Genomic DNA, 22,298 nt, shown 5'->3' with positions numbered 1-22,298 from the left:
ACAAAACTTAACAACAAAACTGTTATTTTTCAAACGCTTCGATAAATGGCAATTTACTCTTCTTTAGTTAATTCCCCTTAGCAAAGGCATTCGCAAAAAGCGCCACAGAGCGCAAGACGGGGAATTTTTGGTGCTAAACAAATTGACAACTTTGCGGCTCACGCCGTCTACGATGGTGATTGCACCATTCGTAATTTTGTCACTTATCTTTGGCGCTATCTCGCTCATAGTCATCATCAGCGACGATATCGAATTCCGCTCACCCTCCAGCCTGGTGATCGCTGGGATCCTCGTTTACGCTGCGACCATCTTTTTGCTCAGCCGCCTTGGCCTAATGCAGGCCCGCGAGCTGGAGGCAATGACCACTACCGACACACTGAGCCAGCTGCCCAATCGGCGCGCCCTGCACCAAGACATCGACGATGCGCTGCGCACACCGACGGAAGTTGCTGTGGCCATTATCGATTTGGATAGCTTCAAGCAGGTCAACGACCATTTCGGTCATGCCGTCGGCGATCAATTGATCCAAAAGTGCTCCGACATCTTGCGGTCGGCTAGCGAGCCTGAGGCGCGCTGCTATCGTTTGAGTGGCGATGAATTCGCAATCCTCATGGTCGGCGAAGTCGCGGGCACCATTCTGGAAGGCATGTCGCGCACTGTGCTGGAGCAATTGGCCAAGCCATTGGCCATCGGCGATCGCCGCATTCCGGTCGGAGCCAGCATTGGCCTGGCTCGCTGTACGGGCGATGATCCGATGGAATCGTCAGAGCTCATGCGCCGCAGCGACGTCGCAATGTTCATGTCGAAACGCGGCGGAAAAATGCGCTGTACGTGGTTCAGTGAGAACTTTGACCGTCGACGTGAAGCCGTGCGTGAACTGGACGAAGGGCTTCGCAAGGCGCTTGCCGAGGGCGAATTTGCACTGGCTTACCAACCCTTGGTCAATGCGGACGACGGCAAGATCGTAGCGGTGGAATCGCTCCTGCGCTGGAATCGCCCAGACGGGGAGAACATCGGCCCTAACGTCTTCATCCCGGTTGCGGAAGAATCCGGCCTGATCAATGCGATTGGCCTTTGGGTACTTCGCCAAGCCGTCACCGACGCGCTGCCGTGGGGCGAACTCAAGCTGTCTGTCAATATTTCAGCGGCTCAATTGCGCAACCCCGAATTCCCAATCCAATTGGGTCAAATTCTTGAGGAAAGCGGCTTCCCGCCGCAGCGCCTCGAGCTTGAGATCACCGAGACCTGCCTCGTGCTCGACCCGATTGTGGCTGAGCGCACGCTGGATGTCATTCGCGGCTTTGGCGTCAATGTGGCGCTTGATGATTTCGGTACCGGTTACGCATCAATCGGCTTCTTGCGCCAGTTCCGGTTCGAGAAGCTGAAGCTCGACCGCAGTCTCGTGGTCCAAGCCGGCGATGACGAAGGCAGCCGTGCGATGATGCTCTCCAGCATCGCCGTCGCCCGCGCTTTGAAGATGGAAGTGACCGCTGAAGGCGTAGAGACGACAGCCCAAGCTGATTTGGTTCGCACGGCCGGATGCGATCAAATCCAAGGCTGGCTTTATTACAAAGCCATGCCAGCAGGCGAGATTGCAGGCCTGCTCACAGCCCCATCTGAAGGTGTTGAAAACAAAGCTGGGTTTAGCAATGAGGCCGCAGCATAGCCCCATTATTTCAAGCAATGCAGTTATACTTTCTAGTATAGCCTATTAATAATACTATTCTTCTTGTATGCTCATTTTCAAATAATTTGACCTCAGTTCCTTCAGTGAAGGATTTATAAAGGATTTTCGTTCAGGAACTTTTTCGACGATGATCTGAGGTGGGAATTTCTGAAATGAACATGATGACGCAGCAGGACGAGTTCACACAGCTCGCGATGCCTGAATTTGCGCGCAAGATGGAAAGCGAAATCGCAGAAGAAATTGCGAGCCTCGGCCATTCCACCAATCAAACCAACAATTTCCTCCTCGATAGAATTACGTGGTTTCGCAACTTGCGGATCGCTGGAAAAATTAAGGCTGTTTTCGGCATATTCTTCGCAGTCTGCTTTGCCATGGCTATCGTGCTTGGTGTCGAGATAGCAGAGCAGTGGAAGAACAGCGAAACAAACAGTGAAATCAACGACGCCGTACTAGCGTCGGTTGATTTGCGCGGAACCACAGGAGAACTGCGCTACAATTCTGTCCGTTATATCTTTGGCGGTGAGGCTATCGCCTTAGAGCGGCAGCGCGACAGTTACGAAGCTGCGCAAGCACACATTGCCCAAATTGATAGCGTGATCACAATGCACGCCTCGGGAATGGCCGATCAGCTGAACCAAATTCAGACAGATTTAGTAACCTATAACTCTACATTCGAGGAACTGCGACAGAGTCTCGATCGCGAAGGGCGCAGCGAAGCTTCCATTGCGCTCTCCTATGAACTTTCGGATCAAGGCGACACACTATTTGCAGACTCGCAAAGGTTCGCAATCGATCTAGCGGCTTACGGCGGGCAGGTACGCCAAACCGCGGTAGACCATTTTTTCACAATGATCGGAGTTGTCATCGCACTCGGGTGTTTTGCGGTGCTGATCCTGCTGCTCGGTCTGCGTTATATGTCGCACAGCATTGGTCACAGCATCTCAGACATCACTGATGGCATGAATCGCCTGGCTAAGGGTGATCCCAACTTCGAAGTACGCGGTCACCACCGGGGTGATGAGATTGGGGATATGGCGAAATCGCTAGAGCTGTTCAAACGCGCCAACCGCCAAATGGAAATTTGGGGCCGTGAACGAGCGAAGCGTGCCGAAGAGCAAATCCAAGAGCAAAAGGATCGCGAGCAAGAGCGCGCCGAAAACGAGAAACGTAAGGCAGAAATGCTCAATGAGCTTGCCAAGCAATTTGAGCACACGGTTGGTGATGTTGTCCAAGGCGTGGCCGCTGCGTCCAGCCAATTGCAGGTTACGGCGACCCAAATGGCCTCTTCTGCAGAGCAATCGAGCCAGCGCACCAGCGAAGTCGTGCAAAGCATGAAGGAAGCCAATTCAGGCGCCACAGCAGCCGCGGCAGCGAGTGACGAATTCGCCCTGTCGATTGGCGAGATCAGCCGCCAAGCGACCTCTTCAAGCGAGCTCGCACGCCTGGCTACCGATGCCACTAAAGAGGCGGACACGACCATTTCAGAGCTTTCAGCCTCTGCTGAGCAAGTCGGCCAAGTGGTTGAGTTGATCCAGACGATTGCGCAGCGCACCAATCTTCTTGCCCTTAACGCCTCGATTGAGGCGGCACGCGGAGGCGAAGCAGGGCGCGGCTTTGCCGTCGTCGCTAGCGAAGTTAAAGAACTGGCCATGCAGACCAGCCGCGCGACCGAAGAAGTCGCGGCGCAAATCAGCGCCATGCAGGACACCACGGGCGCCAGCGTCAACGCATTACGGGCGATTGCTGGTCAAGTCCGTGACCTCGAAAGCACCGCAGTCTCAATTGCCAGCGCGGTCGATCAGCAATCCGTTGCTGGCCAAGACCTTGCTCGCAGTATTGATATGGCTGCTCGCGGAACCGATCAGGTATCAAGCCACATTTCAGACGTGCGCGAACTGTCTCTCTCAACTGGAACCGCTGCCAGCCAAGTGCTGACCAGCGCCACAGACCTCGAGGAACAGGCCGGCAGCCTGAAAGAGCATGTTCAGGCGTTTCTAACCCGCGTTCGCGCTGGCTGATCGCTCGATAGGAGTGATGATATCCCTTAGCTCTTCTGCTCGAACACTGCTCCAAAAGGAGAGCCCCAAGCCGCGTTAGATGGCCCTTTTGGGCGCTTACGAACCGCCATTGCGATTCGTAGCAGCCAACATTCAGCGCGTTTGGCGTTAAACTTAAAGCGGATTAATTTTTCGTGGGCGTGATCGCCAAGAGCGACATTTACTAGAAATTTACCGCTCTGACAGCGCGCCTCAGTTGATCTGGCGATTCTCGTCCACAAGCGCGACCGTCTCGAAGACCTTTGAACTTGTTAATATTTTAACCATTCACATCAATCCAAGTCCAACTGACCCACTGTAATCCATGCATCACGAAGGCGTGTCTGCACGCCGAATGATTGATTGGATGAATAGAATGGCTACCAGGTTTGCATCAGGAGTTGCTGGGATTGCGATAGCGGCATCGCTCGCAGCCCCTGCCTATGCGCAAGATCAAACGGTCGACGAACTTCCTGTTTTGGATGAGAAAGACCTCGTTCTTGCAAGTGAACTGGCGGCCAACACGCAGAGCCTGCTACCATTAAACGTCGACACGGCAGCGCAGGACATCCTTAGCTCGCCAGCGTTCGCCGCTTGGTCGTCGGATCAAGCCACAGGGACTGTTGTCACCGCGACCCCAATCAACGCGGCCATCAACACAGTTCGTCCAGCAGCCGCTCCAATCGTTAACGCCACTCTCAGCGCAAACACAGGCCGCGTGACGCTGCGAAGCATTGATCCATTCTACGGCGACATCAATCCTTTCTACGGTGACATTGGCGCATTCTACGGGGATATTGATGCATTCTACGGCGACATTAACCCGTTCTATGGTGACATCGGTGCCTTCTATGGCGACATCAATCCGTTTTACGGAGACATCAGCCCATTCTACGGCGACATTGGCGCATTCTGGGGCGATATTGATGCCTTCTATGGCGATATCGGCGCTTTCGACGCGACCAATCTGAAACTGCTGGGTGAGTTCTGGGCAGAAAACAGCTCGCACATGGCCAACGCAGACGAAATCTGGGGCTCTTTACGCTATACGACACAGATAGACGGGCAATTTAGGCCCGTATACGACGGCACACCCGATCGGATCCTAAATGCGCTTGGCACGTTGATCGATCAGGCTGAGGCTCAATTTGGCGCAGCTTATGAAGCCGAAACCGGCGGTTCATTCCGCGATGATTTCGTCACAGAAGTTCTGGCGCGCCACGGAGTTGATCTGAACGATAAGGTTTCACTCGCTGGCAAATCAGCCAATGATCGCGCTGCATTCTTCCTCGACTGGCACGACAGCCTGATGGGCTATTCCGGGATCGATCATGTCGATCATTGGATGAATACGATCAACTGGACCCCGTCAATCACGCAGATTCAAGGTTCAGGCAAGCAGGCGGTTATCGGAGTTATTGATGGCAGCTTTGCTGCTGACGCCGACCTTGCTGACAACATTGCCTGGTCAGGCGGCGGTGCAACCTCGGTTAACGGCCACGGCGCAGGCGTTGCCAGTCTGATTGCCGCTGCGCATGACGGCGAAGGCATTTTGGGCATCGCGCCGCAAGCACAGCTCGCCACCTACAACCCATTTGATGCGGATAACACCGCGACTTGGGACGCCGTACAGGAAGGCATTGAAGAGCTTCTTTATGCCTATGTTGGCGGCAACGAAACCGGATACGTCAGTGTTGTAAACCTCTCGCTGGGCGAGAGCGGTTGGGCGGTTTCGCAAGGCTTGGCTGATGTGCTGAACAGCACTCACCTGCGACGCTACAATCATGAAACAACCTATGTCGTCGCTGCGGGTAATGATGGCATTACGCAAACAGCGGACATTGATTGGGACTATTCCAGCGACACGACCTTCATTCTGGTCGGTTCGCTTGGCCTGAATGGGGAAATCTCAAGCTTCTCCAATAGTCCGGGCAGCGCCTGCCTACTGAACAATGGGGTATGTGAGGCTGGCAATGAGCTTTACAATCGTACGGTTGTTGCACCGGGTGAATTGATCCTTGTCTCAGACGGCGAAGGCGGCGTGGTCCGCCGTTCGGGCACCTCTTTTGCGGCTCCTCTGGTATCAGGCGCGATTTCATTGCTCCATGATCGTTGGACCTGGCTCGCGCGCAATCCAGAAGAGACCGCTGAGATCATCTTCCGTTCTGCGCAGGATCTAGGCGCACCCGGCGTTGACGAAGTTTACGGCCACGGCCTGCTCGACGTTGCCGCATCGCAATCGCCACTCGATTTTAGTGCGCTGACATTCAAAACCCACCGGAAAATTGGCAATATCAATGTGCCTGTCATCACTCCGGTAGGCGAGCTGCTGGGCGCGGGCATCCCGCAGCATTGGGAAACTGATGGGGTGTTCATCACGGCGATTGAAAAGATCGGCAACACATACCGCGATTTCGCTATTCCGGTATCGTCCTTCACTTATGGCGGCACCACCGATGTGCTTGGGCGTGGTGAGCAACGCTTCCAGGACTTTATCAGAGGCCGGTTTGAAAAATGGCTGCTCAGCAAAGGTGCCGACAAAGATGGTGACGGCACAATTGGCGTGACTCAGGTCACATCCGCTGTTGCTCCAACCCGGGGCGCATGGACTCTGCGTTACGACATGATCGCACCGCGTCTGACCGACGCGGGCACATATGATCCTGTCCACACCGCAGCCAGCCTGTCTGATCCTAGCGGAAAGTTCTCTCTCACTGTGGGTCATGGCCAAGGCGCGCTTTCGCTGACCGGCCAACGCTTCGGCTTGATCAGTGATCACGATCAGCATGTTGGCGGTGTGAACCCTATTTTGGGTCTCGCCTCGGGCGAAGTCTTTGGTTCTGCGAGCTTCAAGCCAACGCCTTCGACCACGATCACTGCTGGTTTCAGCGAGGAACGCGAAGACTGGCAAGACATCTCAAGTGTGTCGGAACTGCAGCGCGAAATTCAGCGCAACCTTGGTGCCCGCGAAGCGCGCGCCATGACCCTCGGCGTTGAGCAGAAGGTGACAGACAATGTCTCACTCAACGTTCAATGGACCAACCTGCGCGAGGATGACGCGCTGCTGGGTGTGCAAACATCTTCTGACGAATTCCTCGGCAATGGCTCAAAGACCAACGCAGTGACCATTTCTGCCAGCGTCAATCTTGGCCAAGGCTTCTCATTCGACCTGTCTGCAACCGGTGCTGGCACCGACACTGCTAGCGGCCAATTCTTCGCCAACAGCAATCGTATCACCAGCACCGCTGGCCAGATCACGATGAACAAGCGGGGCCTAATGGGCAGCAATGATGTGCTGCGTGTTTCGGTCGGCCAGCCGCTAAATGTGGAATCTGGTGGGCTGGAATTTACCTCGGAACAGGTCATCGATCGCGAGACCGGCGAATTGGGTTTTGTGACCCAATCCATCGGCATCGAAACAAAACGCCGCATGACAGGGGAAATTGTTTACGCAACGCCGCTAAACAAGTCGTCGGAATTAGGATTGTTCGGTCGCTACATCAGCGATGGGGACGGCGATGACCGCCGCAGCTATGTGCTCGGCGCGAGTGTCGGCCTGCGGTTCTAATCCGATACGGCAAATAATCCGACCTTGAAGGAAACTATCGAGGCGGAACGGGGAAATAGGGGACTAACATGGGCAGATGGATCAAAGGATGGGCCGCGCTGATCGCGGCTGCATTAGCTCTCGCCATGCCTGTCACCGCTGCGGCTACTGCCGCCGCCCCTGCTGCTGACGCATTCGAAGAGACGATTGCTGAGGCAAAATCCCTGATGATGGGCGATTCCGCACAGGCGCTAAAGCTAGCGCGCGAAGCCAAAGAACTCGTCTCCGGCGACACCCAAGCTGAAAACAAGTCACGCCTGACCGCGCAATGGCTCGAGGGCGAGGCCTTGATGCGCCTAAATCGCGGCGATGAGGCGCAAGCGATCATCGCGTCGGCGCTCACCGAAGTGGCCAAAAGCTTCCCTGGCGACAAGCTGCACGCCGACCTGCTGCGTTCACAAGCCTCTTACAAAGCGGGCCAGGCCGAATATGGCGAAGCGCTGTCATTCTTCCTCGAAGCAGATGAGCGTTATAAAGCGCTGGGTGAAAACCGCAGCCGCGCAATTGTGCTGCAAAACATCGGATCGCTCTATTCTGACGCGCGAGATTATGAGCGCATGCTCGGCTATTACCGTCAGGCGGGTGAAGCCTTTCCAGAAGACAACGCTCTAGCCCTCTCAGCGCACAACAACACCGGCAACGCGCTGAAACAGCTCGACCGGTTGGAAGAGGCGGAGGACGAATTTCGCCAGGCTCTTTCGGTTGCTGGCAAAATGTCGAGCCCGCTACTCGAAGCGCGGATCCTCACCAATATTGCCTCCACCCAATATTTGAACGGTCAGTATGCAGCTGCAGAAGACACCGCAGCGCGCGGCCTTCGCATCGCATACGACCAAGCGCCAGAATGGCTACCATTCCTATACGGCGTACGTGCTCAGATTGAGCTTAGCCGCGGCGACCTTGGCCGTGCCGGCGAATATATTGGCCGTGCATTTGATGGTCAGGAACTGGATGCAACCTCTCCGCTGTTCCGCGACTTTCACGATGCCGCTCACAAGATTTACTCCGCGCGCGGTGAGTACAAGCTCGCCGCCGACCATTTGGCCGCCTACCACCGGATTGAGGCACAAGCACAGGATCTCTCCGCCGTTGCAAACAATGCTCTGCTGGGCGCGCGTTTCGATGCGGAGAACAGAGAGCTGCGCATTTCAAAGCTCTCGGCTGAGAAAGAAGCGAACGAAGCCCGCCTGACCAGTGCGCAAAACCAGGTGATCCTGCTCTCAGTCGTCATCGGTCTCGTCATCGCAGCCTTTATTGTCGCGCTTCTGATCCTGCGCACAGTGAACCGCAGCCGGGCTGCGATCAGCGCAGCGAACGAAAAACTCACTTATGTGACGCAGCACGACAGCCTAACCGGCCTGTTCTCACGCGATCACTTCCGCAGCCAGCTCGAAAGCGTCTCTCAAACCTGCGCAGAAACTGGCGATCAAGGCGTGCTGATGTTGATCGATCTCGATCGCTTCAAGCAGGTGAACGATGTTTACGGCCACGCGGTGGGTGACAAGTTGCTGGCAAAAGTGGCAGAACGTTTCCGCCATGCTGCCGGTCCAGATGCGGTCATTGGCCGTTTGGGCGGCGACGAGTTTGGCCTGTTCCTGCGGCCATCGACCAGCATTGAAGAAGCCGCCGAAATTGCTGACAAGCTCATCGCGCAAGTCGGTGAACTCTATCAGGTTGGCGACTTCGAGCTCGCCGTTGGTGCATCGATTGGCATCACAACCATAACCGGCGGCGTGTCTGACAGTGTGCTGATGACCAATGCTGACCTCGCTCTGTATGAAGCCAAGCACCGCGGCCGCGGCACCCACGTATCCTACACCAAGAGCATGCGTGACCGCCTCGAAGATCGCTCAGACCTTGAAAACGATCTCTCCGCTGCTCTCGAAAACGGCCAGCTCTCGATTTCTTATCAGCCAATCATCAGCGGCGCTGACCGCGAAGTGATGGGCCATGAGGCCCTGATGCGTTGGAACCACCCAGAACGCGGTATTGTCCCGCCGAGCGTATTCATTCCGATCGCTGAGGAAGCCCTGCTGATCGAACAGCTTGGTGCTTGGATGCTGCGTTCAGCCTGCGCTGAAGCGACAAGTTGGCCAGAGCATGTCAAACTCACGGTCAATGTCTCATCATTGCAGCTCACCACCGGCGCTTTCCTCGCGACTGTGGTAGATGCTCTCGCTTCCAGCGGCCTTGCGCCAAACCGCCTGCTACTGGAGCTCACCGAGACCATCCTGCTGGAAATGGACGAAGAGCTCGAGTCTCAGCTTAAGAGCCTGCGAGAGCTTGGCGTCTCCTTCGCGCTTGATGATTTTGGCCGCGGCTATTCATCGCTCAACTACATCGAGAAAATGAACTTCTCGATGATCAAAATTGACCGTGATTTTGTTCAGGCTGCCGCCGCTGGTTCGCGCAAGAGCCAAGCCGTAGTGACCGCAATTGTCTCGCTGGCACGCTCGCTTGAGATTGACGTGACCGCCGAAGGCATCGAGCAAGAAGACCAGGCCGAAGCCATGCTGGCGCTGGGTTGTTCTTGCTTCCAAGGCTTCCACTTCGGACGCCCTGAGCCTGTCGCCCATGATGGCTCGCAAGATGACGACACATCAGCTCTGAAAGTGGCCTAACCGCCAAACGCTACACCCAAGCCGAACGCCGGTCGACGGATCGCTGAAAACCAGCGGCGAATGATCGCATCCGCGCGCGCAGCAAGGTCTGGCGACCTTCGGCGGTGCGAGTGAAGACAAGCTCACCGCGTCCAACCTTCTGCCGCCAGATCTTCGCAAAGGCCTCGGCGTTTTCCTTGCGCCCAGCCAAGGCGGCGGGAACAGCGTGAAAATCTGCGCGCAGCCGCCATCCAAGCCGCGATCTCCGCACCAAGAGATAGCGCGGGTTCTGCACAGGCCCCAACACCTCCGCGATGCCCTCCATCACCTGCCGTTCGGTCGATCGGCTGACTTCAGACACGATCACATCATTGCGGCCATCAACGCTGGTTCGGACGGTGATTTGCGCCTTTTCAAGCTCGCTTTCGGTCACAAGCCCCGCCTCGCCTAGGCTGGTCAGAACCGCGCTGGCTACTTCACTTAAGCTGCCCTCGAGCGACCCGTTGCGCCATGCGAGCCGCGCCGCGCGCCCTAGACGCGGCAAGCTAGCCAGCGTCGCAACACCGAGCGCGCCCATCGCGAAAATGCCCAGCCCCTCCATTGATGCAACCCCGCGCAGCTGATCCGCGGCCGCAATGCCTGCGCTGCCAGTCGCGGTCCACACCAGCGACTGCAGCGTGTCAGACCAGCTTAGCGCCCTTGGCGCATAATTCGGCGCGGCGGTTTCGCGCACTTGCGATCGCGCCTCCCCTTCCCCCAAGGATTCGTCCCATTTCTGGGCGATTCCGGCTCGGTCTGAAGCATAGCTTAGAGTGGCCGCATTTTGCCGCGCGATCGTCAAACTCGGATCAAGACCAAGGCGTCCCAGCCCGCTTTCGATAAGATGCGATGCGCCGTTCGGAATGCACTCAAACGCTCTGAACCGGCGGGCAACCACCCCAATGTCAGAGGTGCGCGACGAGCCTCCATCGTTCAATGCCCCCCAATTGAGCGAGGTCTCAAGCGCTTCTGCCAACCCGCCAGTATCCGGCTCTAGCGTGGCCAAATGCCAGATGTTCGACACCTTGCTGGGCGCATTAGGATTGATGCGAATGGCCCGCCCCCGCATCTGGTTCGACAGCATGAAAGACGCAGTGTTGCTGGCCAGGACCAGACTGTTGAGCACCGGCGCGTCCCAACCCTGCCCGAGCAAAGACTGCGTCCCCACCAAAATCCGAATGTCTCCGCGCATGAACAGGGCCGTGATCACGCGCACCAGATCGGCATTGCTACCGCCTGAGACTTGCAATTCGAAATGGCCAGGACAGGCTGCGATTGGTCTTGTTCGCAGGTCAGAGGCATCAAGGCAAAGCTCGCCGGTAATCGCCTCCAACGCTTCCACCGCGCGCTGAGGTATGATGACCAGACTGCCCGTGAGAACCGCCAACTTGCCCGCGTTCACACCGGCGCGCCGCAAGCTTTCGAAAATGGGCACAACGCCCAGCTTGGCCGGTTTGAAGTCGTCCTCTACTCGTTCCGGTAGCTCTCCAGCACGGATATGATCGGACAGCACAACCATGCGCAGATCATCGCCCAGCGATGCCGCCTCTGCCTCTGCCTCTGCGATGGCGGTGATGCTCTCTAGTTTCACCAGGCTGGATGCGAGCAGCCGGAAGACCGAGCGTGTGTGGCGCAGCCGTGCCCGCCCACCCTCAATTAGGCCATGCCTCTGGAGACGGTTTTCCAGCGTCTTGCGGCGTTCAGGGGAAAGCGGAAACTCGTCCTTATTCTGCGCCAGCAAGCCATCGAGCAACCGCTCCAGCCAGAACGAAGAAGGCATTGGTAAATCACGCGCTGACGCCCCCAGCACCTTAAGCGGCGCTTTGGGGAGTTTTCGCCCGGTAGAGCCAAGCAATATCAGCACCGCCGAGAGCATTTCAGGCGCATCAAGTATGGCCTCAATATGCCCCTTAGGATCCGTCATCCACGGATGCTGTTCCAACCAATCCAGGAATTCGGCATCTTCGCGTAGGTCGCGCTGCAAATCGCCAATCGCCTGCCTGCGGCGGTCCAGCAAAGCGAGCGCATCTTCGGTGGGTTCGGACAGGATCAAATGGTCTTGATGCGGACACAGGTCGCCATTGCGGACCAGCTCTGGAATGCCGATTTCCAAATCAATCGGCCCGCACAAATCCTCATATCGGCGCCACTCGGCAAAGCTCGCATCATAGGGCGGCGTCGCGGTGAGCGCGACGATAGTGACGTCTTTGAGTTCTCGCCGCAGCCGGTCCAGACAATCCCACCAGGCACGGCGCAAATGATGCGCCTCATCCAGAACCAGCGTAAATGACCCATGCGCATTGAGGCTCTCGATCAACGAGGTCAGATCATCGCTGCGCCGAAAGCTATCCAGCGATTGATAAGTCGAAAGGGTGAGCGTGGCGGGGTCCGAAAGATCGCGCGAAATCTCATCATCGCCCGGAATTGCGTCCATAAACAACGGCGATAATCGCTCGCGCCATTGATCGCGGATCGCAAGGCTGGGCGCAAAGACAAGCGCTGGCTTTCCCAGCCTGCGAACGATCTCCAACCCAAGAATGGTTTTACCCGCACCGGGCGCGGCAACAACGTGCAGTCTGTCATCGGCAAGATGGTCATGCATCTGCTCGAGAACACGCGCCTGATAGTCACGCCAGTCGCCTGAAAACTGCATCCGATCGAGCATAGGGTGCGGCTATAGGACAATGCCTGTTTTGGCAAAATTGGATCGTTTCACATGTACGGTTCAGGGCACTTTTAGCACTGACCACTTCTCACGGCGCCTACAATTTATAGCCTCATTTTCCATTTTCCTGATCACTCAAGGCGATCTCGCCGTCTCTGCTCAACCAATGGTCACGGCGAGCGTCGCCTTATCTCGAATTTCAAACGCCATTTCCGTGTTTTCAGCCCGATTTCAGAAAATCTTGGACCAATTCCACAAATCGGATCGAAGCCGATTCGCGGCCCAACAGCAGGTGATTCTGACTCTCAACGCCGGCCAGCTGCGCACCCGGAATTCGCGACGCAATGGAGCGCCCTGTCGCAAACGGGATCCGCATGTCCCCACGGCTGTGAACCACCAGCGTGGGGCACTGCACTTTTGCCAAGTCATCCCGCACATCGATGGTTGAAAACGCCTCTAGAAACCGCACGGCGTTTTCTGCCGATGTGGTGAGGCGCTGAAACTCGTCGAACCAGTCGAGCTCTTCCGGGCTCGCATCGGGCATGAAGGTGCGCGAGAAAACGTGGCGGTAAACCGGATTATCCATGCCCCATCCGGTTTCGGTCAATACCATCACAGCTTCGCGTTCGCGCACTTGCTCCGGCGTTGCATCAAATCGCCACCCCTGATCATAGGCGCCGAACAGGATAAGCTCAGAAACCCGCTCTGGATGCAGCGCCGCATATCGGATCGACACGGCTGCCCCCTGGCTGATCCCCAGCAGAGGGAAACGCTCCAACCCAGCAGCGTCCACGACATGCTCCAAGTCTTCAACGAATTTGTCGAAAGTGATCTCGTCCACATCCCAGTCGGACAGGCCGCACCCGCGCTCATCATAGCGTACGAAATTATGCGACTTGGATAGCTCTTTGAACAGAGGGCTCCATACTGGAGCATCCCAATCCAGCTCCAAATGGTTCAGCCAATTGGCCGCTTTCACCAATGGCGGATTGGCCGCGTCACCCACACTGGCCCAGGCGATCGAGACACCGTCACCGCTATCAACAAAACGGATTTGCTGTTCTTCGGGCGCCAGCAAATCGCGCGGTGTGACGATCCCTTCGCTAGGTTCCTCAGTCAGCTCAAAAACGGGTGGCTCGACGTCTGCTTCTGCGAAAGTCTTGCGCAAATGGCCGACTAGCCCTGTTGCCGCAGCCCGGCCCGCAGCATGGTATTTGGTCTCAAATGCAGTGAAAGCGGCCCCGCGCGAATAAGGTGCCAAGCGTAGCCAGCGTTCCGCCCATTTGTCCCGCGTCTGCCATTGCAATTGCCCATCGCGCGCAAACCGTTTGGCCACGCCGATGCGCAGCCTCACATAGTCCTGACGGTATCCCTCAAGCCAAGTCATAAATTCAGGCTGGTTGGGCAGTTCGCAATCGGCGAGTGGCAGGCCAGACGTCGCCTTCCAAATCTTGTCCGCTTCCTTTTCCGACTTGTGACCGCGATTGCCGAGGTCGTTGAACTCGTCCTTGTCAAAAAGGGCCTGACTGCCGTCGAACCACATCTCGTCCCGATTGGAATTGACTGGCTCATACCCTTCAGCGTTAAGCAGGGTCCGCAATTTCGAGAGCGACCAGCGTAGCCCCGCGAGCGGATCATCGGTGTTGTCCCAAAACAGCTCGCACAGGTCACGCCGCGAGTGCTTTTTGCCTGTGATCGCCAGATAAGCCAGCAAAGCGCGCGACTTACGCGAGGATGGGAGCTCAAGCGCCGCTCCGTGACGCCGGATCTCAAACGGTCCGAATGTCTGAATCTCAAGCACCATGGCTTGTTGCAACCCTGATTTGCGTCCGCGACATCTGAATAGCAAGCGGACAGGCGGGTCAAGCGCCCAGCGCGAGCAACTCATCGCTTGGAAAGTGAACGTGGCCGGCGCGTAGAGCTAAGCAAAGAACGCTCCGCCCGTTTCTCCGCACACTGAACACTCCCACTATGGCGACAGCGTACGAAAGCGGCGTGAACGCTTGCCAGCATAGAAACGCAAAAAGCCCCACTGGTAACAGTGAGGCGAAATTATCATGATTTTTCAATGATGCGATGGTTGCGGGGGTTGGATTTGAACCAACGACCTTCAGGTTATGAGCCTGACGAGCTACCGGACTGCTCCACCCCGCGGCACCGTTTGACGTCGTTAGAGACGTCAAAAGGGCTGTCCTTGACGGATCAGCCCTTTGACTAGTGAATGGGTTTGTCCCGCAATCCGCAAGCTACAATGCCTGGCAGCGACCTACTCTTCCATGCCTTAAGACATAGTACCATCGGCGCTATCTGGTTTCACGGCCGAGTTCGAGATGGGATCGGGTGGGTCACAGACGCTATGACCACCAAGCAATGAAGCTTGCGGAAAACGGGTTTAAATCGATGCACTTGGTTTAGTGTTCTTGGGCGTATCTGGCTTGAGAAATTCTCTACCAATCAATGAAAGCCACGCAGGGCTGACGTTGATGGTGCAGATTCTACAAGCGCGAACAGAACTATTAGGACTGGTTAGCTACACGCATTACTGCGCTTCCACACCCAGCCTATCAACGTAGTGGTCTACTACGGTTCGATGATACCTAATCTCAAGGGAGGCTTCCCGCTTAGATGCTTTCAGCGGTTATCCCGTCCATACATAGCTACCCAGCGGCACTCCTGGCGGAATGACTGGTACACCAGAGGTATGTTCACCCCGGTCCTCTCGTACTAGGGGCAACTCCTTTCAAGTATCGACGCCCACGGCAGATAGGGACCAAACTGTCTCGCGACGTTCTGAACCCAGCTCACGTACCACTTTAATTGGCGAACAGCCAAACCCTTGGGACCTGCTCCAGCCCCAGGATGTGATGAGCCGACATCGAGGTGCCAAACACTGCCGTCGATATGAGCTCTTGGGCAGTATCAGCCTGTTATCCCCGGCGTACCTTTTATCCGTTGAGCGATGGCCCTTCCACGAGGGACCACCGGATCACTATGACCGACTTTCGTCTCTGCTCGACCTGTCGGTCTCGCAGTCAGGCATGCTTATGCCATTGCACTCTCGCAGCCGGTTTCCAACCGGCCTGAGCATACCATCGCGCGCCTCCGTTACTCTTTAGGAGGCGACCGCCCCAGTCAAACTACCCGCCATAGAGGGTCCCTGGTCCGGATAACGGACCTAGGTTAGACATCAGAAAACAACAGGGTGGTATTTCACAGGTTGGCTCCACTCGGACTGGCGCCCAAGTTTCAAAGCCTCCCACCTATTCTACACAGTTCTTTCCTAATGCCACTCTAAAGCTGCAGTAAAGGTGCACGGGGTCTTTCCGTCTAACCGCGGGTACTCCGCATCTTCACGGAGAATTCAATTTCGCTGAGCATATCCTGGAGACAGTGGGGAAGTCGTTACGCCATTCGTGCAGGTCGGAACTTACCCGACAAGGAATTTCGCTACCTTAGGACCGTTATAGTTACGGCCGCCGTTTACTTGGGCTTCAATTCGGAGCTTGCACTCCTCCTCTTAACCTTCAAGCACCGGGCAGGCGTCAGACCCTATACGTCGTCTTGAAGCCGACTTAGCAGAGTCCTGTGTTTTTGATAAACAGTCGCTACCCCCTGGCCTGTGCCCCCTGATAAGAGTTGCCTCGAATCAGGGCCTCCTTCTTCCGAAGGTACGGAGGCAATTTGCCGAGTTCCTTCAGGATACTTCTCTCAAGCGCCTTGGTATACTCTACCTGACCACCTGTGTCGGTTTCGGGTACGGTCTATATGAAGAGGCTATTTCCTGGAACCGCTTGGCTGCTCCCTCAATCCAATAAGAGGAAACAACTTCCACGATCCGTCACACATCTTCAGGCCCACGAATATTAACGTGGTTCCCATCGACTACCCCCTTCGGGCTCGTCTTAGGGGCCGGCTTACCCTGCTCCGATTAGCGTTGAGCAGGAACCCTTGGTCTTTCGGCGAGAGGGCATCTCACCCTCTTTATCGCTACTCATGTCAGCATTCGCACTTCCGATATCTCCACCGTCGGTTACCCTTCGGCTTCATCAACTTACGGAACGCTCCGCTACCGCTGCAGTAAACTGCAACCCTAAGCTTCGGTAAATACCTTTAGTCCCGTTACATCTTCGCCGCAGGAACCCTTATTTAGACCAGTGAGCTGTTACGCTTTCTTTAAAGGATGGCTGCTTCTAAGCCAACCTCCTGGTTGTTTTGGGATTCCCACATGCTTTCGCACTTAGGTATTATTTGGGGACCTTAGCTGTAGGTTAGGGCTGTTTCCCTTTTGACGACGGACCTTAGCACCCGCCGTCTGTCTGCCAGACAAGACTCGATGGTATTCGGAGTTTGGTTAGGTTTGGTACCGCTCGCGCAGCCCTAGCCCATCCAGTGCTCTACCCCCATCGGCATACATCTGACGCTCTACCTCAATAGATTTCGCGGAGAACCAGCTATTTCCCGGCTTGATTGGCCTTTCACCCCTAAACACAACTCATCCGAGCATTTTTCAACATGCAACGGTTCGGCCCTCCAGTGCGTGTTACCGCACCTTCAGCCTGGTCATGCCTAGATCGCCGGGGTTCGGGTCTAATCCAACATACTCAGTCGCCCTATTCAGACTCGCTTTCGCTTCGCCTACACCTAACGGCTTAAGCTTGCATGCTAGATTAAGTCACTGACCCATTATGCAAGAGGTACGCTGTCACCCCCTAAAGGGGCTCCAACTGCTTGTAAGCATCCGGTTTCAGGTACTGTTTCACTCCCCTAATCGGGGTGCTTTTCACCTTTCCCTCACGGTACTGTGTTCGCTATCGGTCATGTACGAGTATTTAGGCTTGGAGGGTGGTCCCCCCATGTTCAGACAGAATTTCACGTGTTCCGCCCTACTCAAGTCCTTTTCAATCATTTTTGCATACGGGACTGTCACCCACTACGGTCTCACTTTCCAGAGAGTTCTGCTAATTTATGAAAAGGCACTGGCCTGGTCCGCGTTCGCTCGCCACTACTAACGGAATCTCGGTTGATGTCTTTTCCTCCAGGTACTGAGATGTTTCAGTTCCCTGGGTTCGCTTCACCAAAGCTATATATTCACTAAGGTGATACCTTATCCACCTCTCTCAGTGACCCCGAAGGATCAATGAAAGAAATGGTGAAGGTGGGTTTCCCCATTCGGAAATCGCCGGATCAAAGATTGCTCACATCTCCCCGACGCTTATCGCAGCGTGCCACGTCCTTCTTCGCCTGTACATGCCAAGGCATCCACCAAATGCTCTTACCTCACGCTTGAGAATCCACACCATCAACGACAAGCCTGCATAAAAGCTGCCGTCTTCATGATAGTGCAGAGAATTATCTCAGCCAGATAATCAATTTGATTGATTTGTGATGGCACCATCCCTCTAGCCAGAGCCTAAGCTCATGCTAGCAAGACGATACCGCCACGGCATCGATTTAAAAACCCATTCACAATGTCAAATGATGTGCGGCCGAAGCCGCATACTCACGATCAGAGTAAACCCTGCGCGAGATTTGCTTTCTTTTCATCCTGGAGTACGATCTAAGTTGTCTGGTGGAGCCTATCGGGATCGAACCGATGACCCCCTGCTTGCAAAGCAGGTGCTCTCCCAGCTGAGCTAAGGCCCCTAAAGACCAGACAATAACTGGTAGGTCCGAGTGGATTTGAACCACCGACCTCACCCTTATCAGGGGTGCGCTCTAACCAACTGAGCTACGGACCTACACTCCTCAAGCGGCCGTTAGACCGCGAGGGGCGTGAGCCAGCTCAGGTGTTTACCCCACGCGCAGCTTTTCAGCTGCCCGAGGGCAATCTCCAGTGATGAAAGGACATGAGGACGACGGCAATGTTCTTTGGAAGTTACGAAGCTCTTCCCAACACAGGGTCAGGCGCTTTCGTAAATATCCTTAGAAAGGAGGTGATCCAGCCGCAGGTTCCCCTACGGCTACCTTGTTACGACTTCACCCCAGTCGCTGATCCCACCGTGGCTAGCTGCCTCCTAAAAGGTTAGCGCACTATCTTCGGGTGAAACCAACTCCCATGGTGTGACGGGCGGTGTGTACAAGGCCTGGGAACGTATTCACCGCGGCATGCTGATCCGCGATTACTAGCGATTCCGCCTTCATGCTCTCGAGTTGCAGAGAACAATCCGAACTGAGACAACTTTTGGAGATTAGCTCACACTTGCGTGATAGCTGCCCACTGTAGTTGCCATTGTAGCACGTGTGTAGCCCAGCCTGTAAGGGCCATGAGGACTTGACGTCATCCCCACCTTCCTCCGGCTTATCACCGGCAGTTTCCTTAAAGTGCCCAACTAAATGCTGGCAACTAAGGATGAGGGTTGCGCTCGTTGCGGGACTTAACCCAACATCTCACGACACGAGCTGACGACAGCCATGCAGCACCTGTCACTAGGTCCCCGAAGGGAAGGAATCTGTCTCCAGAAACCGTCCTAGGATGTCAAAGGCTGGTAAGGTTCTGCGCGTTGCTTCGAATTAAACCACATGCTCCACCGCTTGTGCAGGCCCCCGTCAATTCCTTTGAGTTTTAATCTTGCGACCGTACTCCCCAGGCGGATAACTTAATGCGTTAGCTGCGCCACCCAAGCTCTATGAGCCCGGACAGCTAGTTATCATCGTTTACGGCGTGGACTACCAGGGTATCTAATCCTGTTTGCTCCCCACGCTTTCGCACCTCAGCGTCAATAATTGTCCAGTAAGTCGCCTTCGCCACTGGTGTTCTTCCGAATATCTACGAATTTCACCTCTACACTCGGAATTCCACTTACCTCTCCAATATTCTAGCTTACCAGTTTCAAGGGCAGTTCCGGAGTTGAGCTCCGGGATTTCACCCCTGACTTGATAAGCCGCCTACGCGCGCTTTACGCCCAGTAATTCCGAACAACGCTAGCTCCCTCCGTATTACCGCGGCTGCTGGCACGGAGTTAGCCGGAGCTTATTCTCTAGGTACTGTCATTATCATCCCTAGTAAAAGAGCTTTACAACCCTAAGGCCTTCATCACTCACGCGGCATTGCTGGATCAGGCTTTCGCCCATTGTCCAATATTCCCCACTGCTGCCTCCCGTAGGAGTCTGGGCCGTGTCTCAGTCCCAGTGTGGCTGATCATCCTCTCAGACCAGCTATAGATCGTCGACTTGGTAGGCCATTACCCCACCAACTATCTAATCTAACGCGGGCCCATCTAAAGGCGATAAATCTTTGGTCCGAAGACATTATCCGGTATTAGCTCAAATTTCTCTGAGTTATTCCGAACCTAAAGGCAGGTTCCCACGCGTTACGCACCCGTGCGCCACTCACCCCGAAGGGTTCGTTCGACTTGCATGTGTTAGGCATGCCGCCAGCGTTCGTTCTGAGCCAGGATCAAACTCTCAAGTTTGTGTCACATACAAAACCAGCACGAACCGAAGTTCGCTAGCCAGTCAAGCATGAGCTTCAAGGAGCCGATTACCTGCTGTCAAACGTAATGGATACGAATGAACATGCATCATTAAGGAGGTGCGTGGTGCACTTCCAAAATGTGGCAATCGGCATAATTTAACCGGTATCCAGAGCCTTAAAACCCCTGGACCGGGCACCGTCGCCCACATGTCCCTTCATCATATACTAACAATGTCAAAGAGCCGACCAACATAAGAAGCGGACAACAATGGTTCCCCGATCTGCACCGGGGGCCGGTTGTCCGTTTATGTTGGCGACCGATTGCTGCGAGCCGGTTAGAAACCGTCATCGCCGCGTCGGTGGAGGTCATCTAGGCGGGGACTGAGATTCGGTCAACGCCTTTTTGCAATTTTATTTCAAAGAACTTCAAAACCCTCGGTTTCCTGCGGGTTTCGCTGCGCTCTGGCCTACATGAAATGGGGCCTTGGAGCTGCTTTTCAACCCTGACTTCCAATGAATCGCTGGAATCACCCCTCCGGCTTGCTCCGATCTGGCCATTTAAACAGGCAGATTCTTCACCTTTTAGGGTTAGGGGCCAAGGAATGAGCGGGACGCACCCTATTTCCGAATCAAATTCGGCCGATGATTCGCGCGCTGGCCAAAGCCAGTCGCCTGCGAACCATGAGGGTGTGATGCAAAGCGAAGACGGTTTTGCAGGGCGCGTAAGGTCAGCGGTGAAATGGCGCTGGGGCACACAGGTTGCGGCACAGATCATAACCTGGACCTCCACTATATTGGTGGTGCGCTTATTAGAGCCGACAGATTACGGCCTGTTCGCAATGACCCAAGTGGTCTTGGCCGCGCTCGCAATCCTCAATGGACAGAGCTTTGCCACCTCGCTCGTCCAGACCGAGAAGATTGACGAGCGACGGATCGGACAGATCTTTGGGCTGCTGCTGCTGTTCAATGGTTCCATGGCACTCGTGCAGTTTCTGTTCGCGCCTTACGCCGCCGCTTACTTTGGTGAGCCCTTGGTGGAGGATATGCTCCGCATCCAAGCGGTGATCTTCTTCACCGTGCCATTTACCGCCCTCCCCTCTGAGCTGCTCGCCCGGCGCCTCGAGTTCCGCAAGCAGGGTCAGGTCAATATGGCCTGCGCGGCCATTGGGGCGATCACTGCATTGTCGCTCGCATGGCTCGGCTTTGGCGTGTGGTCATTGGTCTACGCGCCGATTGCGATGTTTATCAGCCGCGCGATCGGGCTCTCTATTGCAGCACGCCTATTGGTGAAGCCGATATTTGATCCGCGCGGCGCGTGGGATCTGGTAACCTTTGGCGGCACGCTGACGCTCTGCCAGATCTTCTGGATCATCCAGAGCCAAAGCGACATCGTGATCGCGGGCCGTCAGATGTCGACTTATGACCTCGGCCTTTATTCAGAAGCCTTGTTCCTCACGCTTATTGTTACGGGCCGGTTCTTGCCGCCGATCAATGAGGTCGGGCTTGCCGCCTATTCAGAGCTGCACCGCGCGAATAAGCCACTCGGCCCATACTTCTTGAAGACCGCGCGAATGGTGATGATGGTGACTGCACCAATATATGTCGGGCTGGCCCTTACCAGCGAAGCGGCCATCCTAACGCTATTTGGCGAGAAATGGGCCGGCATGATCCCGATTGTCGGCGGACTGGCGCTGGCAATGCCATTCTTTGCCCTGCATCTGATCTGCTCGCCCGTCACCAACGCCATGGGCCGAACGCAGGTCTATCTAACGACCAGTCTCTCTGGCGCGATCATTATGCCGCTCGCATTCCTTTGGGGCGTTCAATTCGGAGCCATGGGCCTCGTCCATGCTTGGTGGGTCGCCGCGCCATTGCTGTGCTGCATCACGCTCTCCCTCACCTTGCCGCGCATTGGCGCCTCACCGCTCGCTCTTTTGAAAGAGATAGCGCCGACCGCCGTCGCTTGCGGGGCAATGACGTTGGTCGTGCTCGCCCTGCAAAGATACGCTTCATTCGGCTCACCGTTCATTGATCTGGTGTGGAACGGCTTTGCCGGGGCCAGCGTATATGCCGCCACATTCTGGTTCGGATGGAATGCGAAGGTGCGCGAGACATGGGGCCTGCTCCGCAATCGCGGCACCGCACCAACCGCGGCAAGCGCTTAATCCTGCTGTGAATGCAAGCCCATCTCGCTTTGGTTTGGGCAATCATCAATCGTCTGGTAGTCTGTCCCTCTTGGGCAGTGCGCAG

At 55.6% G+C, this 22,298-nt stretch carries 7 protein-coding genes, 3 tRNA genes and 3 rRNA genes; 5 read left to right on the top strand and 8 right to left on the bottom strand.

Annotated features, from left to right (window positions below):
* Nucleotides 1–172: 172 nt before the first annotated feature.
* From AC0V6V_RS11290 to AC0V6V_RS11275, 4 genes are all read left to right on the top strand, one after another.
* Entirely contained in the window at nt 173–1,666 is a 1,494-nt protein-coding gene (locus AC0V6V_RS11290; RefSeq protein ID WP_486165475.1) for a putative bifunctional diguanylate cyclase/phosphodiesterase, read from the top strand.
* Nucleotides 1,667–1,839: 173 nt separating this feature from the next.
* Entirely contained in the window at nt 1,840–3,705 is a 1,866-nt protein-coding gene (locus tag AC0V6V_RS11285; protein ID WP_486165474.1) for a methyl-accepting chemotaxis protein, read from the top strand.
* Nucleotides 3,706–4,099: 394 nt separating this feature from the next.
* Nucleotides 4,100–7,291, top strand: a complete 3,192-nt coding sequence (locus tag AC0V6V_RS11280) for a S8 family peptidase (RefSeq protein ID WP_486165473.1) — start codon at nt 4,100–4,102, stop codon at nt 7,289–7,291.
* Nucleotides 7,292–7,359: 68 nt separating this feature from the next.
* Entirely contained in the window at nt 7,360–9,951 is a 2,592-nt protein-coding gene (locus tag AC0V6V_RS11275; RefSeq protein ID WP_486165472.1) for an EAL domain-containing protein, read from the top strand.
* A 10-nt stretch (nt 9,952–9,961) separates the two neighbouring features.
* Here the strand turns inward: AC0V6V_RS11275 and AC0V6V_RS11270 are convergent, their stop codons facing one another.
* From AC0V6V_RS11270 to AC0V6V_RS11235, 8 genes are all read right to left on the bottom strand, one after another.
* Nucleotides 9,962–12,634 (bottom strand): DEAD/DEAH box helicase family protein, encoded by a 2,673-nt coding sequence (locus AC0V6V_RS11270; protein ID WP_486165471.1) that lies wholly within the window; start codon nt 12,632–12,634, stop codon nt 9,962–9,964.
* A gap of 220 nt (nt 12,635–12,854) precedes the next feature.
* On the bottom strand, nt 12,855–14,438 hold the full coding sequence (locus tag AC0V6V_RS11265; protein ID WP_486165470.1) for a bifunctional AfsR/SARP family transcriptional regulator/alpha/beta hydrolase: 1,584 nt from the start codon (nt 14,436–14,438) through the stop codon (nt 12,855–12,857).
* A 273-nt stretch (nt 14,439–14,711) separates the two neighbouring features.
* A tRNA-Met gene (locus AC0V6V_RS11260) sits at nt 14,712–14,788 on the bottom strand.
* A gap of 99 nt (nt 14,789–14,887) precedes the next feature.
* Nucleotides 14,888–15,002 (bottom strand): 5S ribosomal RNA (rrf, locus tag AC0V6V_RS11255).
* A 128-nt stretch (nt 15,003–15,130) separates the two neighbouring features.
* A 23S ribosomal RNA gene (locus AC0V6V_RS11250) occupies nt 15,131–17,920 on the bottom strand.
* 281 nt (nt 17,921–18,201) lie between these two features.
* A tRNA-Ala gene (locus tag AC0V6V_RS11245) sits at nt 18,202–18,277 on the bottom strand.
* An 18-nt stretch (nt 18,278–18,295) separates the two neighbouring features.
* Nucleotides 18,296–18,372: transfer RNA gene (locus AC0V6V_RS11240), tRNA-Ile, on the bottom strand.
* 188 nt (nt 18,373–18,560) lie between these two features.
* Nucleotides 18,561–20,046, bottom strand: a 16S ribosomal RNA gene (locus AC0V6V_RS11235).
* Together the 16S, 23S and 5S rRNA genes with 3 tRNA genes alongside form the textbook arrangement of a ribosomal RNA operon.
* A 604-nt stretch (nt 20,047–20,650) precedes the next feature.
* Here AC0V6V_RS11235 and AC0V6V_RS11230 point away from each other — a divergent pair.
* On the top strand, nt 20,651–22,213 hold the full coding sequence (locus AC0V6V_RS11230; protein WP_486166337.1) for a lipopolysaccharide biosynthesis protein: 1,563 nt from the start codon (nt 20,651–20,653) through the stop codon (nt 22,211–22,213).
* The last annotated feature ends 85 nt before the right edge of the window (nt 22,214–22,298 follow it).

The organism is Erythrobacter sp. S249 (assembly GCF_057364975.1).
The sequence above is the reverse complement of the archived record's forward strand: the minus strand, read 5'-3'. Positions and strand labels throughout refer to the sequence as shown.